Source organism: Paraburkholderia sp. USG1, from assembly GCF_031570135.1.
Lineage (GTDB): Bacteria > Pseudomonadota > Gammaproteobacteria > Burkholderiales > Burkholderiaceae > Paraburkholderia > Paraburkholderia dioscoreae.
The window spans coordinates 67,220-80,295 of the sequence record NZ_JAMWXW010000029.1 but is presented as its reverse complement, the minus strand read 5'-3'; the positions used below and the strand labels follow the sequence as shown (position 1 = coordinate 80,295).

16 protein-coding genes are annotated in these 13,076 nt (G+C 64.5%); 13 read left to right on the top strand and 3 right to left on the bottom strand.

The window, feature by feature from the left end; genetic code table 11:
* Positions 1-5 precede the first annotated feature (5 nt).
* The 3 genes from NE850_RS30415 (at position 6) to rfaE2 (ending at position 2,066) form a co-directional block, all read left to right on the top strand.
* On the top strand, positions 6-497 hold the full coding sequence (locus NE850_RS30415; RefSeq protein WP_035517734.1) for a hypothetical protein: 492 nt from the start codon (positions 6-8) through the stop codon (positions 495-497).
* A gap of 63 nt (positions 498-560) precedes the next feature.
* Positions 561-1,433: a ferritin gene (locus NE850_RS30410; protein ID WP_007179525.1), complete on the top strand. Its 873-nt coding sequence runs from the start codon at positions 561-563 to the stop codon at positions 1,431-1,433.
* Between the two features lie 150 nt (positions 1,434-1,583).
* Complete coding sequence (gene rfaE2, locus NE850_RS30405) at positions 1,584-2,066, top strand: D-glycero-beta-D-manno-heptose 1-phosphate adenylyltransferase (RefSeq protein WP_310699798.1); 483 nt, start codon at positions 1,584-1,586, stop codon at positions 2,064-2,066.
* A gap of 91 nt (positions 2,067-2,157) precedes the next feature.
* Here rfaE2 and NE850_RS30400 read toward each other — a convergent pair whose 3' ends face one another.
* From NE850_RS30400 to NE850_RS30390, 3 genes are all read right to left on the bottom strand, one after another.
* Positions 2,158-2,397, bottom strand: a complete 240-nt coding sequence (locus NE850_RS30400) for a hypothetical protein (protein WP_007179523.1) — start codon at positions 2,395-2,397, stop codon at positions 2,158-2,160.
* Positions 2,398-2,472: 75 nt separating this feature from the next.
* Positions 2,473-3,285 (bottom strand): type III pantothenate kinase, encoded by an 813-nt coding sequence (locus NE850_RS30395; RefSeq protein ID WP_007179522.1) that lies wholly within the window; start codon positions 3,283-3,285, stop codon positions 2,473-2,475.
* On the bottom strand, positions 3,282-4,199 hold the full coding sequence (locus NE850_RS30390) for a biotin--[acetyl-CoA-carboxylase] ligase (RefSeq protein ID WP_007179521.1): 918 nt from the start codon (positions 4,197-4,199) through the stop codon (positions 3,282-3,284). The genes NE850_RS30395 and NE850_RS30390 overlap by 4 nt, the downstream gene beginning before the upstream one ends.
* A 105-nt stretch (positions 4,200-4,304) precedes the next feature.
* Between NE850_RS30390 and NE850_RS30385 the strand changes: the two genes are divergently transcribed.
* From NE850_RS30385 to NE850_RS30340, 10 genes are all read left to right on the top strand, one after another.
* A complete protein-coding gene (locus NE850_RS30385) occupies positions 4,305-5,438 on the top strand; it encodes an ABC transporter permease (protein WP_007179520.1) in 1,134 nt (377 codons plus the stop codon).
* Complete coding sequence (locus tag NE850_RS30380) at positions 5,435-6,313, top strand: ABC transporter ATP-binding protein (RefSeq protein WP_007179519.1); 879 nt, start codon at positions 5,435-5,437, stop codon at positions 6,311-6,313. Before NE850_RS30385 ends, NE850_RS30380 begins: the two co-directional genes overlap by 4 nt.
* A gap of 16 nt (positions 6,314-6,329) precedes the next feature.
* Positions 6,330-7,292: an MlaD family protein gene (locus NE850_RS30375; RefSeq protein WP_165184343.1), complete on the top strand. Its 963-nt coding sequence runs from the start codon at positions 6,330-6,332 to the stop codon at positions 7,290-7,292.
* A 30-nt stretch (positions 7,293-7,322) separates the two neighbouring features.
* A complete protein-coding gene (locus NE850_RS30370) occupies positions 7,323-7,949 on the top strand; it encodes an ABC-type transport auxiliary lipoprotein family protein (protein ID WP_007179517.1) in 627 nt (208 codons plus the stop codon).
* A 31-nt stretch (positions 7,950-7,980) separates the two neighbouring features.
* Entirely contained in the window at positions 7,981-9,138 is a 1,158-nt protein-coding gene (locus NE850_RS30365; RefSeq protein WP_310699797.1) for a VanZ family protein, read from the top strand.
* A 170-nt stretch (positions 9,139-9,308) separates the two neighbouring features.
* The gene (locus NE850_RS30360; protein ID WP_007179515.1) at positions 9,309-9,632 is read left to right on the top strand and encodes a ferredoxin; all 324 of its coding nucleotides are present in this window, start codon (positions 9,309-9,311) and stop codon (positions 9,630-9,632) included.
* Between the two features lie 8 nt (positions 9,633-9,640).
* On the top strand, positions 9,641-10,285 hold the full coding sequence (locus NE850_RS30355; RefSeq protein WP_007179514.1) for an alpha/beta hydrolase: 645 nt from the start codon (positions 9,641-9,643) through the stop codon (positions 10,283-10,285).
* A 319-nt stretch (positions 10,286-10,604) separates the two neighbouring features.
* On the top strand, positions 10,605-11,837 hold the full coding sequence (locus NE850_RS30350) for a D-alanyl-D-alanine carboxypeptidase family protein (protein WP_007179513.1): 1,233 nt from the start codon (positions 10,605-10,607) through the stop codon (positions 11,835-11,837).
* A 13-nt stretch (positions 11,838-11,850) separates the two neighbouring features.
* Positions 11,851-12,816, top strand: coding sequence for a D-amino acid aminotransferase (locus tag NE850_RS30345; protein WP_310699796.1), 966 nt, complete (start codon positions 11,851-11,853; stop codon positions 12,814-12,816).
* Positions 12,788-13,057: a DUF493 family protein gene (locus NE850_RS30340; protein ID WP_007179511.1), complete on the top strand. Its 270-nt coding sequence runs from the start codon at positions 12,788-12,790 to the stop codon at positions 13,055-13,057. The genes NE850_RS30345 and NE850_RS30340 overlap by 29 nt, the downstream gene beginning before the upstream one ends.
* The last annotated feature ends 19 nt before the right edge of the window (positions 13,058-13,076 follow it).

The window sequence follows — 13,076 nt, the reverse complement described above, 5'->3', positions numbered from 1 at the left end:
GAGCAATGAAACACGGCGGCGCGACCCGCCGCCCTGGCGCCGGATGCCAGGACGAATTCGCGTCTGTCATGGTTTTGACCCCGATCTTCGACACACTCCGCGAATCTCGCGTTTTCTTGCGGAAGGTCAGGCAGGCACCGGAATTGCGCCTCCTACGGTGCGGGTTCCGTCAGGGCAGCGTGCTATCATTGTGTAAGCTTTATTTGGCTTTTGGGCGTGCGTTGAAAACAATCAATCCAACCGCCCTTGCTCCATTCACCGCCGGCACGACCGGCGCAGGGCTGGACGGTGCGGTTTTCATCGCAAACTGGCTCGACCTCAGGCACGGGTATCCCTCACCCACGGTTGGCCGCGCAGCGCGTAACAAACGGCTGGGCGCATGCGCAAAACGCCAGGACTTCTTTGCCGCCACGTGCATCTGGGCGGCCGATTACCGCGTAAAATTGAATGCTTGGCCGGCAAAATGGCGCGCACCTGGTGCGATCCGTTCGTCGTGAGCAAAACGTACTACATGTAGTAGTAACAGACACAGACAGTATGCGCAGAACAGGGGTGGGACTATGAACACCATGCTTTATCCGGAACTTTATAAATCGCTCGAATCCGTTCGATGGGACATGGAGAAAGACATTCCCTGGGACAAGTTCGATGCATCGCTATTGACCGACGAGCAGGCAGCGACGATCAAGATGAACGCGATCACCGAATGGTCGGCGTTGCCCGCCACGGAAATGTTTCTGCGTGACAACCACCACGACAGCGATTTTTCCGCGTTCATGAGCGTGTGGTTCTTCGAAGAACAGAAGCATTCGCTGGTGCTGATGGAATATCTGCGCCGCTTCAAACCGGAAATGTGTCCGACCGAAGAAGAACTGCACGCTGTGCGCTTCGAATTCGATCCGGCGCCGCCGCTCGAAACGCTAATGCTGCACTTCTGCGGCGAAATCCGCCTGAATCACTGGTATCGCCGTGCTGCCGAATGGCACACCGAGCCGGTCATCAAGCACATCTACGAAACCATCTCGCGCGACGAAGCCCGTCACGGCGGCGCATATCTGCGCTACATGAAGAAGGCGATGGCGCAAACCGGCGACATCGCGCGTGCCGCGTTTGCGAAGATCGGCGTGCTGATGGCATCGGCTCGCCGCACGGAAAAGCCGTTGCACCCCACCAACCTGCACGTGAACCAGGCGCTGTTCCCGCGCGACACGATTCAATCGCGTCTGCCGGATCCGGAATGGCTCGAGCGCTGGCTCGACGAACAGATCCGTTTCGACGACGGCTGGGAAAAGAAGGTGGTCGAGCGCATTCTGCACAACCTGTCGATTCTTTTCGAGCGCACGTTCAATACGGCGCAGGAACTGAACCGCTACCGCAAGGAAGTGGTTGCGCGTCTGCAGGCTGAGCAGAAGTCGGCTGAACAGCCGGCTTGATGGCCGCGAGCGCCTGACTCCGGTTCGCGGCGCTCGCCGCGAGCGGATGTAAGAGTTTGAAGAAAGGTCCGGCACGCGCGAGCTTGTCGGGCTTTTTTGCTTCATGCCGTGTATCGTGACGGCACTTCCCTGTTTCTTTCCGACTCCGTCATGGCTGCTACTTTTGAACGCAAGATCCTTACGCGCGATGCACTCGTGACGCTGCGTCCTTCGCTGAGCACGCCGGTGGTGTTTACCAACGGCGTGTTCGATATCCTGCATCGCGGGCATGTCACGTATCTCGCGGATGCCAAGGCGTTGGGCGCGTGTCTGATTGTCGGCGTGAATTGCGATGCATCGGTTCGCATGCTCGGGAAAGGCGACGACCGGCCGATCAATAACGAGGCTGACCGGATGGCCTTGCTGGCGGCACTAGAGAGCGTCGACTACGTGGTGTGCTTCGGCGAGAAAACGCCCGTCGAGTTGATTTCGGCGCTTCGGCCGGATGTGCTCGTCAAGGGCGGCGACTACGACATGGACGCGTTGCCCGAGTCGGCCATTGTGCGAAGCTGGGGCGGCAAGGCGCTGGCGATCCCCTTCGAGCATGACCGCTCGACCACGGCATTGCTGAACAAAGTCCGTACACAAGGCTAACGGCTGAATGTCGTATCAATGGCGCCACGCTTAAGGTGACGCATCGAGCCGGCTTCTAGAATCTCTCCTGCTTGCTGTGCGACGGCCGGCGTTACTGCGCCAGCGAAGATGCCGCGATCGGCGCTACCGGTGCCGGGCCGCCCACCACTGCCTGATCGGCGGCCTCGGCTGCCGTGACCGGTTGCACCTTCAACCATTCCGGATGAACCTGGCGGTTCAGATGGTTGGGCTCGCGTCCGCCGGCTGTGGGCGTCGGGCCGAATACGCCGCGCACCGCGACGAATGCCAGCATGTTGGCAAGAAACAATATGGCGATCAGCCAGCGCAGCATTGTTGGTTTTCCCCGTCCAGAAGTTGAGCCGCCGTTGTCCCGTGGTTATTCCGCCGCTATCCATGTGGTCGCGATTCAGGTTCCACGTTCCACCGCGCGCCCGGCAGCAATCAGCGCAAGACCGGACAGCACGAGCGAATCGTGGCGAGTATGCGGCACTTTCAGTGCGCTCGCCACTTCGTCTACCGCGCCGCCGCTGACCACGAGCCGCACCGGCACCTGCCACTCGTCCTGCAGATCGCGCCACATGCGCTCGACCAGGCCCGCTTGCGCCAACGTGCAACCGGCGGACAATGAGCGCGGCGTATCGGTTGCAAAGAACGGGCCGCGGCGTGCCGCGTCACGCGTACTGCCGCCGAGCAGGCCGCGGGCCGCGCTGGCGTCGAGCGTTGGCAGTTGTGCCGTGTGCTCGCCCAGCGAGCGCATCATCAAAGTCCAGCCAGGCGCGATCAGACCGCCGACAAAGCAGCCGTCCGCGCACAATGCCTCGAGCGTGGTTGCCGTGCCGAACGTCGCGATCAGGAGATGTTCGCCCGGAAACGCCGCGTGCGCGCCGATCAGGCCGGCCCAGCGGTCGCTGCCGAGCGTATGCGGCGCAGCGTAGCTGTTGGTCACGCCGCATTGCTGCGCGCAGGCGCGGATCGTCGTGAGCGGCAACTGTGGCCAGCGCGCTTCGAGCAACGCGGCAATCCGCTTCGCGACGCTTTCGCCCGCCACGTTCGACAACCATGCACCGCCCGGCGTGGGCAGGTTCAGCCAGTCCGGCTGATGCTCGCCGCCGTGCGTCAGCGCGCCGCTCGCGATCTGCGAACCGCCTGCCTGCACCAGTGCCCACTTGATGCGGCTATTGCCCGCGTCGATCAGCAAACAGGGCGCGCCGCTCGTCATGCAGCACCGTCGGCGAGACGCAGGGAGACGTCGCCGGTCGCCACAGTCTGCCGACCGCTTGGGGTATCGAGCAGCAACTGACCCTGCTCGTCGACGCCCGCTGCCACGCCGCGCATCTGCTCTTCGCCTTGTTCCAGCAATACGACTTCGCGGCCCGCGTACGCGTGCACCGCGTTCCAGCGCGCCTGGAACGGCGCGAAGCCTTCAGCGCCGAAGCGCTGCAAGGCTGGTTCGAGCGCGTTCAGCTCGGCGGCGAGTGTGTCGGTGAGATTGGCGTTGGGCAGCGCGCGCTGCAGGGCGGTCGGCATGGTGCCGCGCGCTTGCGGCGGCGTAGCGGCGTTCAGCGCGCCCACTTTGGCGGCGAGTTCGTCCGCGCCCTTGACGTTGGTGCCGATGCCGATCACCACCGCGCTGGCGTTTTCCGTGCTCCACGCCGTTTCGATCAGGATGCCGGCCAGCTTGTCGCCTTCGAGCAGGACGTCGTTCGGCCACTTCAGCGCGATCTGGCCGGGGCCGGCGACCGGCAGCGAGCGCAGCCCGTCGACCAGCGCGACGCCCACCGCGAGGCTCAGACCCGCGAGTCCTTCGAGCGGACGCGGCAGCACGCACGCCACGGAAAACAGCAGCGCATTGCCCGGCTCCGCATACCACGGACGGCCACGGCGGCCGCGCCCGGCAGTCTGCAGATACGCGACCCGCACGATCGGCCGCGGCAGCGCGCCGGCCTTGCGTGGCAGCGCCTTGACGCGGGCCATCAGGTCGGCATTGGTCGAGCCGGTTTCCTCGACGATTTCGATCGGCCAATCGTGCGCGTGCGGGCCGAACAGGGCGACGGCGCGCTCACGGTCGATGCGCCAATCGGCTTGGGTCGCAGCTACGGCAGCGGCCGGCGGGGGAGTTCTGGAAGCGTTCATGGCTCATATTGTAGCGACAGCGAAGCCGGTGAGCCCACGTGGACGGTTCATCGGCCGCGCCTTCGTTACAATGGCCCCTAATCCGATAACCAGATTCAGCGATCCTTGAACTACGACACTCCGCCCGGCCTCGAAGTCGCGGCAGGCAGCCAAGGCAAGATCGTCCGGCTCTCGGGCCAGTGGACGGCGCTAGCGCTCGCGCGCGATCGGGCTACCGGGCACGTGATTCCCCTGTTGCTGTCACTGGTCGGCGCCGAAGGCATCGGCGGGTGGGATCTCTCGCGCATCGACCGGATGGACCACGTGGGCGGCCAGGCGCTGTGGCGCGTGTGGGGCCACAAGATGCCGGCGGACACCACGCTCACCGATACGCAACGCGACATTTTCGAGCGCATCGCCCTGCTCGACACCGTGCGCGAGACGGCCGAGCCGGTGATCAAACTCGATCCGTTCACGCGGCTGGGGCTCGCGATCTTCTCGTTCTTCGAGCATCTGTACGGCGGCGTGGCCATGCTCGGGCGCGTCGTGCTCGATCTGCTGGCGATCGCGCGCAAGCCGAAGATCACGCCGTGGACCGAGATTTCCGCGAACGTCTACAACGCCGGCACGCAGGCCTTGCCGATCACGGCGCTGGTCGCGTTCCTGATCGGCATCGTGCTGAGCTATCTGTCGGCGCAGCAACTGCGGCTTTTTGGCGCAAACCAGTACATCGTCAATATTCTCGGCCTCTCGGTGATCCGCGAACTCGGACCGGTGCTCTCGGCGATTCTGGTGGCGGGCCGCTCGGGTTCGGCGATCACCGCGCAGATCGGCGTGATGCGCGTGACCGAAGAACTCGACGCCATGCGCGTAATGGGCATTCCGCATGGCCTGCGGCTGATCCTGCCGCGCGTGCTTGCGCTCGGCGTGGCGATGCCGCTGCTCGTCATGTGGACCAACATCATCGCGCTGACCGGCGGCGCGCTGGCCGCCAAGATCGTGCTCGGCATCGACATGAGCTACTTCGCGCGGGCTTTGCCGGGCGTGGTGCCGGTGGCGAATCTGTGGATCGGGCTCGGCAAGGGCGTCGTCTTCGGCATGCTGATCGCGATCGTCGGCTGTCACTTCGGTTTCCGTATCAAGGCCAATTCGCAGAGTCTCGGCGAAGGCACGACGACCTCGGTGGTCACCTCGATTACGATCGTGATTCTCGCGGACGCCGTGTTCGCGATCCTCTTTCAGAACGTGGGGCTTGGATGATCGCGCCACTTACTCAGGCCGTGCGCGGCCAGCCCGTGCCCTCGATCGCCGAACCGGTGATCGAAGTGATCGACGTGACCAAGCGCTATGGCCGCAACATCGTGCATCAGCATCTGAATCTGGAAGTGCGGCGCGGCGAGATCATGGCGATCGTCGGCGGCTCGGGTTCCGGCAAGACAACGCTGGTGCGGCAGATTCTCGGTCTCGAGCAGCCTTCGGCCGGCACCATCAAGCTGTTCGGCGAGGATCTCGCGACCATTTCGCCGGAGACCGCGCTGCTGATGCGCAGCCGCTCCGGCATGCTGTTTCAGCGCGGCGCGCTGTTCTCGTCGCTCTCGGTGTTCGACAACATCGCACAGCCGGTGCGCGAACTCGGCAAGGTGCCCGAAGACCTGTTGCGCGATATCGTGATGCTCAAGCTCGAAATGGTCGGCCTGCCGTGCAAGCATGCGTCGAAAATGCCGTCGGCGCTGTCGGGCGGCATGATCAAACGCGTGGGCATTGCCCGCGCGATCGCGCTCGAACCGGAGCTTCTCTTTCTCGACGAGCCGACCGCCGGGCTCGATCCGCAGGCGTCCGATGAATTCGTCGAGCTGATCTCCGCGCTGCACCGCGCGCTCGGCCTGACGGTGGTGATGGTCACGCACGATCTCGACACGATGATCGCGCTGTCCACCCGCGTCGCGGTGCTGGCCGATCGCAAGGTGCTGGTCGCCGCGCCGGTCGAAGAAGCGGCGGCGGTCGATCATCCTTTCATCCGCGAATATTTCCTCGGCTTGCGTGGGCGGCGCGCATTGCAGGCGTTGCCGCCGGAGCGCCGTGCGAAGCTGCCGCGCGCGGCGCTCGAGCCGGCGTCGTCCGAATTGCCGCTGTGAACCAGGGAACCTGACAATGGAAAACAAATCACATGCCTTCTGGGCGGGGCTCTTCACGATCGTTCTGCTGGCGGCAATCGCGGTGGCGGCTTTTTTGTTCAACGTCGACCGTTCCGTGCGGGTGCCGTACGATCTGATTGCGCGCACCAACGTCACGGGCCTGTATACCGACGCCGCGGTGCGCTACCGAGGGCTCGACGTCGGCAAGGTGCAGTCGATCAAATTCGATCCGGATCATCCGGGGCAGATTCTGATCCGTATCCTCGTCGACACGCACGCGCCGATTACCCATTCGACATTCGGCAGCCTGGGTTTCCAGGGCGTGACGGGCATTGCCTTCATCCAGCTGGACGACAATGGGCGCGACACGTCGCCGCTGCCGTCGTCCGCCAAACAGGTGGCGCAGTTGCCCATGCGCCCTGGCTTGCTCGATCAACTGCAGCAACGCGGCGACGTGCTGCTGCGTAAACTCGAAAAAGTCGCAAGCGACGTCGACAATCTGTTGTCGCCGGAAATGGCTGCGCAGTTGCAAGGCACGGCGGCGAGCCTTCAGAAAGCCGCGGACGGCGTCGCCACGTTGACCCAGCAATTCGCGCCGGCTGCTGGCAAGTTGCCAGGCACGATCGACCAGCTGGATCGCACGCTCGCGTCGACCAATCAGCTGATCACCGGTCTGAACCGTCCGGACGGCCCGTTCGAGACCAACCTGAACAAGGTCGGCACGGCGGCGCAGCAGGCCGGTGACGCGCTGACTTCGATGAACGGCTCGTTGCAGGAACTGTCGGCGCGGGTCGGCTACGACACCTTGCCACGCGTCAATTCGCTCGCTGAAGACGTGCGCTCCGCGGTGCGCTCGGTGGACCGCGCAGCCGATACGTTCAGCACCAGCCCGCGCAGCGTGCTGTTCGGCGCTCCGGCTGCGGCGCCCGGCCCTGGCGAAGCAGGGTTCACGTGGCCCGCCGCTCGCGCCGCCAGATGATTTCGAAGGTTTGAAGAAAGGAAGATTGTCATGTCACGCTCGATTCACCGATTGTTGTCCTCGAGCGCCGCGCTAGCGGTGCTGCTCGCATTCGGCGTGCTGGCCACGGGCTGCGCCGGCACGCCCGCGGCCATTTCGGACATCCGCTACGATTTCGGGCCGCCGGCTCCGGCGGCGTCCGCGGGCACGTCGCCGGCCGTGAAGGTGCTGGATGTGACCGCGCCGGACGTGCTCGAGTCCGACAAGCTGATGTACCGCCTCAGCTACGCGGATGCACAGCAGACCGCGTCCTACGCGAACAGCCACTGGACCATGATGCCTTCGCAGTTGCTGACCCAGCGTCTGCGTGGCGCGCTCAGCTCGCGCGGCACGGTGCTGACGGGTGCCGACGGCGTGTCCGCGCCGGTGCTGAAGGTCGAGCTGAGCGAGTTCGAACAGGTCTTCGACAGCCGGTCCGAAAGTCATGCCGCAGTCACCGCGCGCGCCACGCTCACGCAGGGCAGCAGGGTGATCGGCCAGCGCACCTTCATCGCGCGCGCGCCGTCCAGTTCGGGGGACGCCGCCGGTGGCGCCCAGGCACTCGCCACCGCCAGCGACGATCTGGTCGCGCAGATCGGCGCGTGGCTCGGCGTGCAGGCGCTGGTCGCCGCGCAATGACCAGCTCGCAGCGCACGCAACGGAGCGCTGCATGAGCGAACGACCCTGGCTGCGCCGCCCGTCGGTGCTTGCCCGGCAGGCGCTGGTGCTCTATACCGCGCTGATCGTCTATGGTTCGTGGTATCCGTTTTCGGGCTGGCGCTCGCTCGGTCTCGGTCCGTTTGCCTATCTGTCCGATCCCATGCCGCAGTACCTGACGGCGTTCGACGTCGTCACCAACGTGCTCGGCTATATGCCGTTCGGTGCGTTGGTGGTGCTCGCGGTCTACCCGCGCTGGCGCGGCACGCTGGCGGTCGCGCTTGCCTTCGTGCTCGGCGGCCTGCTGTCCGGCGTGATGGAAGCCGTGCAAACCTATCTGCCGACGCGCGTCGCCTCAAACCTCGATCTCGCGGCCAATGCGCTCGGCGCGCTGCTCGGTGCCGCGATCATGTCGCCGGCAACGGGTGCGCTGCTCGATCGCGGTTTGTTGCGGCGCGCGCGGCTCGTGTGGTTCGAGCGTGATCGCGCCGCGCTCGCATGCCTGGTCGCAGCATGGCCGTTCGCGACGATGTATCCGGCGCCGCGCCTGTTCGGTCTCGGCAACTGGCCGCGCGCGCTATGGCTGCGTTTCGATTCGACGACGCAAGATGCCTTGCTCGCGTGGACGCCGCCGGGCTGGCACGTCGGCACCTGGCCGGCTCTCGCCGCCGCCTGGATGCCCGACGACGTTTGGGAGGCCGTGCTCACCACGCTCAACCTGTTCGCCGCGCTCGCACTGGCGTCGTTGCCGGTGCGCCGGCATGCGCCGCGCGTGCGTCTGTTGCTCCTGTTTATCTTCGTGACCTTGTGCGTGAAGGTCGGCGCGACGTTTCTGCAGTCGCAGTCCGGTCTCGCGTTCGACTGGGCCACGCCCGGCGCGCTCGCGGGGCTCGTGTGCGGCACCGCGGCCGCGCTGTTTGCGCTGCGTCTGCGGCGCCGGTCGCGCGCGGCACTGGCAGGCGGCGCGCTGACGGTCGCGCTGGTGTTCGTCAATCTGTTGCCCGTGAATCCATATTTCGACGCCGTGCTCGCCGACTGGCGGCAAGGGCGTTATCTGCACTTCAACGGTCTGGCGCACTGGCTCGCCTGGATCTGGCCATATGCGGCTTTGGTATGGCTGGCATATGTCGTCGAGCAGGCGTGGCTCAAGCGGCGCATGGCGCGCGCGTGAAGCTGGTGTGAAGCGGGCGGGACGCGCACGTAATACGCACGCGAAACGCACGCGAGGCGCAGCCGCCATCAGCGACCACCAGTCCTGCTCGTTATAATCGTTCGCACAACAGGCGCGCCGCTGTGCATGCAGCGCCATTCTCACCCTGGCAGTTTCGGCCCCCGGACATCATGGATTCCTTCTACAAGTACCACGTCTTCTTCTGTCTCAATCAGCGCGAGCCCGGCGCCGAGCGCCCGAGCTGCGCGAACTGCAATGCGCAGGAGATGCAGGAGCATGCGAAAAAACGCGTGAAGAAACTCGGTCTCGCAGGTCCGGGCCAGGTGCGCATCAACAAGGCCGGTTGCCTCGACCGCTGCGAGCTCGGGCCGACGCTCGTCGTGTATCCGGAAGGCGTCTGGTACACGTACGTCGACGAGAGCGACATCGACGAAATCGTCGACTCGCATCTCGTGAACGGCAAGATTGTCGAGCGTCTGAAAATCGATCAATAAGCCTCGCCATGAACGCATATACGAAGAAATATCTGATCGACGGCCCGATCGGCAAGATCGAGGTCGCAGTGGATCTGCCCGACGAGACGCGCGAAAGCGGCGCCGCGCCGCGTGGCATTGCGCTGGTCGCGCATCCGCATCCGCTGTTCGGCGGCACGATGGACAACAAGGTCGCGCAGACGCTCGCGCGCACGCTCGTGCAGTTGAACTACGCGACCTATCGCTCGAATTTTCGCGGTGTCGGCGAGACGCAGGGGGAGCATGACGCGGGCATCGGCGAGCGCGACGATCTGCGCGCCGTGCTCGATCACATGCGGGCCGAACCGGGTCAGGCCGATCTGCCCCTCGTGCTGGCGGGCTTTTCGTTCGGCACGTTCGTGCTGTCGCACGTGGCCGCGAAACTGCGTGAAGAAGGTCAGGAGATCGAGCGAATGGTGTTCGTCGGCACCGCAGCGAGCCGCTGGGACGTGGCCCCCGTACCGGAGAACACGCTCGTGATTCACGGTGAAACCGACGAGACGGTTCCCATTCAATCCGTTTACGACTGGGCACGACCGCAGGAGTTGCCGGTTGTCGTGATTCCGGGGGCGGAGCATTTTCTGCATCGCAAGCTGCACGTTCTGAAGCGGATCATCGTCGACGCGTGGCGGTGAGTGGCGCGCGGCATGCGTTTTCCGAGGTACAGGTACGCACAAACGCAAATTTATCGCCGCCTCTCGCGCAAAGTTGCCGGGAGAGCACGCGTATAATGGCGACTCTTTTTTGGGCGCAGCGCCGCCCATCCGGCAGTTCGCGCGACGCGTAGTATCTTTTCGCCGCAGCGGTGCCGGATGCAGGGCGTGCTGCGCGAACCGATCGCGTGGCCGGAAGTCCAATGGGCGCCGTGCCGTTTTTACGGCCGGACGCTCGCCGACCGGCTCTTCCAAACAATGCGCCCTGCGCGCGATGTATTTTTCTGCACGAATCGACCCTATGCGTTTCTCCACCTCCGGCCGCACGTCATTCCCTTCTTCTGTTGCTTCCTTCGTTTCCCCTACGCTTGCGCGTGCCGTCACTCTCGGCATTGTGTTGCCGGCTACGCTCGCCGCCAGCACGGCGTTCGCGCAAGTGCCGCCGCCGGCGGTGAACGCGCGCTCGTGGGTGCTCGTCGACGCCACCAGCAACCAGGTGCTCGCCTCGGGCAATGCCGACGAGCGCGTGGAACCCGCATCGCTTACCAAGCTGATGACGGCGTACCTCGTCTTCGAAGCACTGCAGACGAAAAAAATCAATATGGACCAGACGGTCATGCCGAGCGAAGCCGTGCGCCGCGTGCGGACCGACGAATCGCGCATGTTCATCGAAGCGAACAAGCCGGTGACCGTGCACGATCTGGTGTACGGCATGATCGTCCAGTCGGGTAACGACGCCGCGATCGCATTGGCCGAACTGGTCGGCGGCAGCGAGTCGCAGTTCGTCAACATGATGAACACGGAAGCGCAGCGCCTCGGCATGAAGCACACGCATTTCGCCGACGTGAACGGCATGCCCGACCCGCAGCACTACACGACCGCGGGCGACCTCGCGATCCTGTCGGCGCGTCTGATTCGCGACTTCCCTGACTACTACAACATCTTCTCGGTCAAGGAATTCACGTACAACAAGATCAAGCAGCCGAACCGCAACCGCCTGCTGTGGATCGACCCGACGGTAGATGGTCTGAAGACCGGCCACACGCAAGCCGCCGGCTACTGCCTGATCGCGAGCGCGAAGCGTTCGCTGCCGGGCACGACCGACGCGTCGCGCCGCCTCGTCTCGGTCATGATGGGCGAGACCAAGGAACACGACCGCGTGCAGGACAGCCTGAAGATGCTGAACTACGGCTACAGCGCGTACGACACGGTGCGTCTGTACAAGGCGAATCAGGTGGTGGGCACGCCGCGCGTCTACAAGGGTGCGCAGGACACCGTGCAGATCGGCGTGAAGAGCGATCAGTACATCACGGTGCCGAAGGGCATGGGCGACAAGGTGAAGCCGCAGATCGAGCAGATCGATCCGCTGATCGCGCCGCTCGCGAACGGTCAGCAGGTCGGCACGGTCAAGCTGGTCGCCGACGGCAAGGTGCTGGCGCAGTTCCCGGTGGTGGCCTTGCAGGCCGTGCCGCAAGCCGGGGTGGTCGGCCGCGTGTGGGATTCGCTGATGCTCATGTTCAACAAGAAGAAGTAAGAGCCTGATTGCGATGACCGCTGTTTCCGATGTTTCGTCCGATCCGATTGTCTATCTGAACGGCGAGTTGGTGCCGTTGTCCGAAGCGCGTGTGCCGGTTCTTGACCGCGGCTTTATTTTCGGCGACGGTATTTATGAAGTCGCGCCGCTGTACGCGCACCCCGCGCATGCGGGCGGCCGTACGCCGTTCCGTTTCCAGCAGCATCTGGCGCGGCTCGCGCGCTCCGTCGACAGGATCGGCATTGTCAATCCGTTCGACGACGCCGGCTGGCGCGCGCTGATCGCGCAGGTGGTCGCGGCGAACGAGGCGGACGGCGGTTTGCGCGCCGATCAGGACGCGATTGCCTATATTCAGGTCACGCGCGGTGTCGCGAAACGCGGCCATGCGTTTCCGGCCGACATCCAGCCGACCGTGTTCGTGATGGTCACGCCGCTGAACCTGCCGGACGCGGCGCAGCGCGCGCAAGGCGTGCGTTGCGTCACCGCTGAAGACCGCCGCTGGCTCAATTGCGACATCAAGTCGGTGTCGCTGCTGGGCAACGTGCTGATGGCGCAATACGCTGCGGAGAACGACGCGTTCGAAACGATCCAGTTTCGCGACGGCATGCTGACCGAAGGGTCGTCGTCGAACGTGTGGGTGGCGAAGAGCGGCGTGTTGTCCGCGCCGCCGCGCAGCCACAAGATTCTCGAAGGGATTCGCTACGGTCTGATCGAGGAACTGGCGGGCGAATGCGGTATCCGTTTCGAAGCGCGCGAGATTAGCGAAGCCGAACTGCGCGCGGCGGACGAGATCATTGTCAGTTCGGCAACCAAGGAAGTGCTGCCGGTCACACGGCTCGATAGCCAGCCGGTCGGCGAGGGCAAGCCGGGTGCGGTCTTTGCAGCGCTGTACGCGGCTTATCAGCGAGCCAAGGCCCAGGAAGCGCGCGAGGCGAAGCAAGGAGTAGAGAATGAGTCCCGTGAACGAATCACTGTTTGAGTTTCCTTGCGATTTCCCGATCAAGATCATGGGCAAATCGCATCCCGAGTTCGCCGAGACGATCGTCACGGTGGTCCAGCAGTTCGACAATGAAGTCGACGTTTCGCGAGTCGAGATGCGGCCTTCCAGCGGCGGCAACTACACGGGCCTGACGGTCACGGTACGCGCCACAAGCCGCGAGCAGCTCGATGACATCTACCGCGCGCTCACCGGCCACCCAATGGTGAAGGTGGTGCTGTAAAGCCTGGCCCGGCGCCTTG

Excerpts from the sequence above, each read along its gene's own strand:
- NE850_RS30340 (WP_007179511.1), top strand. The coding sequence starts at position 12,788 with ATGAGTCCCGTGAACGAATCACTGTTTGAGTTTCCTTGCGATTTCCCG.
- NE850_RS30395 (WP_007179522.1), bottom strand. The coding sequence starts at position 3,285 with ATGACGAGCGGCGCGCCCTGTTTGCTGATCGACGCGGGCAATAGCCGC.
- NE850_RS30345 (WP_310699796.1), top strand. The coding sequence starts at position 11,851 with ATGACCGCTGTTTCCGATGTTTCGTCCGATCCGATTGTCTATCTGAAC.
- NE850_RS30355 (WP_007179514.1), top strand. The coding sequence starts at position 9,641 with ATGAACGCATATACGAAGAAATATCTGATCGACGGCCCGATCGGCAAG.
- NE850_RS30370 (WP_007179517.1), top strand. The coding sequence starts at position 7,323 with ATGTCACGCTCGATTCACCGATTGTTGTCCTCGAGCGCCGCGCTAGCG.
- NE850_RS30360 (WP_007179515.1), top strand. The coding sequence starts at position 9,309 with ATGGATTCCTTCTACAAGTACCACGTCTTCTTCTGTCTCAATCAGCGC.
- NE850_RS30380 (WP_007179519.1), top strand. The coding sequence starts at position 5,435 with ATGATCGCGCCACTTACTCAGGCCGTGCGCGGCCAGCCCGTGCCCTCG.
- NE850_RS30410 (WP_007179525.1), top strand. The coding sequence starts at position 561 with ATGAACACCATGCTTTATCCGGAACTTTATAAATCGCTCGAATCCGTT.
- NE850_RS30375 (WP_165184343.1), top strand. The coding sequence starts at position 6,330 with ATGGAAAACAAATCACATGCCTTCTGGGCGGGGCTCTTCACGATCGTT.
- NE850_RS30400 (WP_007179523.1), bottom strand. The coding sequence starts at position 2,397 with ATGCTGCGCTGGCTGATCGCCATATTGTTTCTTGCCAACATGCTGGCA.
- rfaE2 (WP_310699798.1), top strand. The coding sequence starts at position 1,584 with ATGGCTGCTACTTTTGAACGCAAGATCCTTACGCGCGATGCACTCGTG.
- NE850_RS30350 (WP_007179513.1), top strand. The coding sequence starts at position 10,605 with ATGCGTTTCTCCACCTCCGGCCGCACGTCATTCCCTTCTTCTGTTGCT.
- NE850_RS30365 (WP_310699797.1), top strand. The coding sequence starts at position 7,981 with ATGAGCGAACGACCCTGGCTGCGCCGCCCGTCGGTGCTTGCCCGGCAG.
- NE850_RS30415 (WP_035517734.1), top strand. The coding sequence starts at position 6 with ATGAAACACGGCGGCGCGACCCGCCGCCCTGGCGCCGGATGCCAGGAC.
- NE850_RS30390 (WP_007179521.1), bottom strand. The coding sequence starts at position 4,199 with ATGAACGCTTCCAGAACTCCCCCGCCGGCCGCTGCCGTAGCTGCGACC.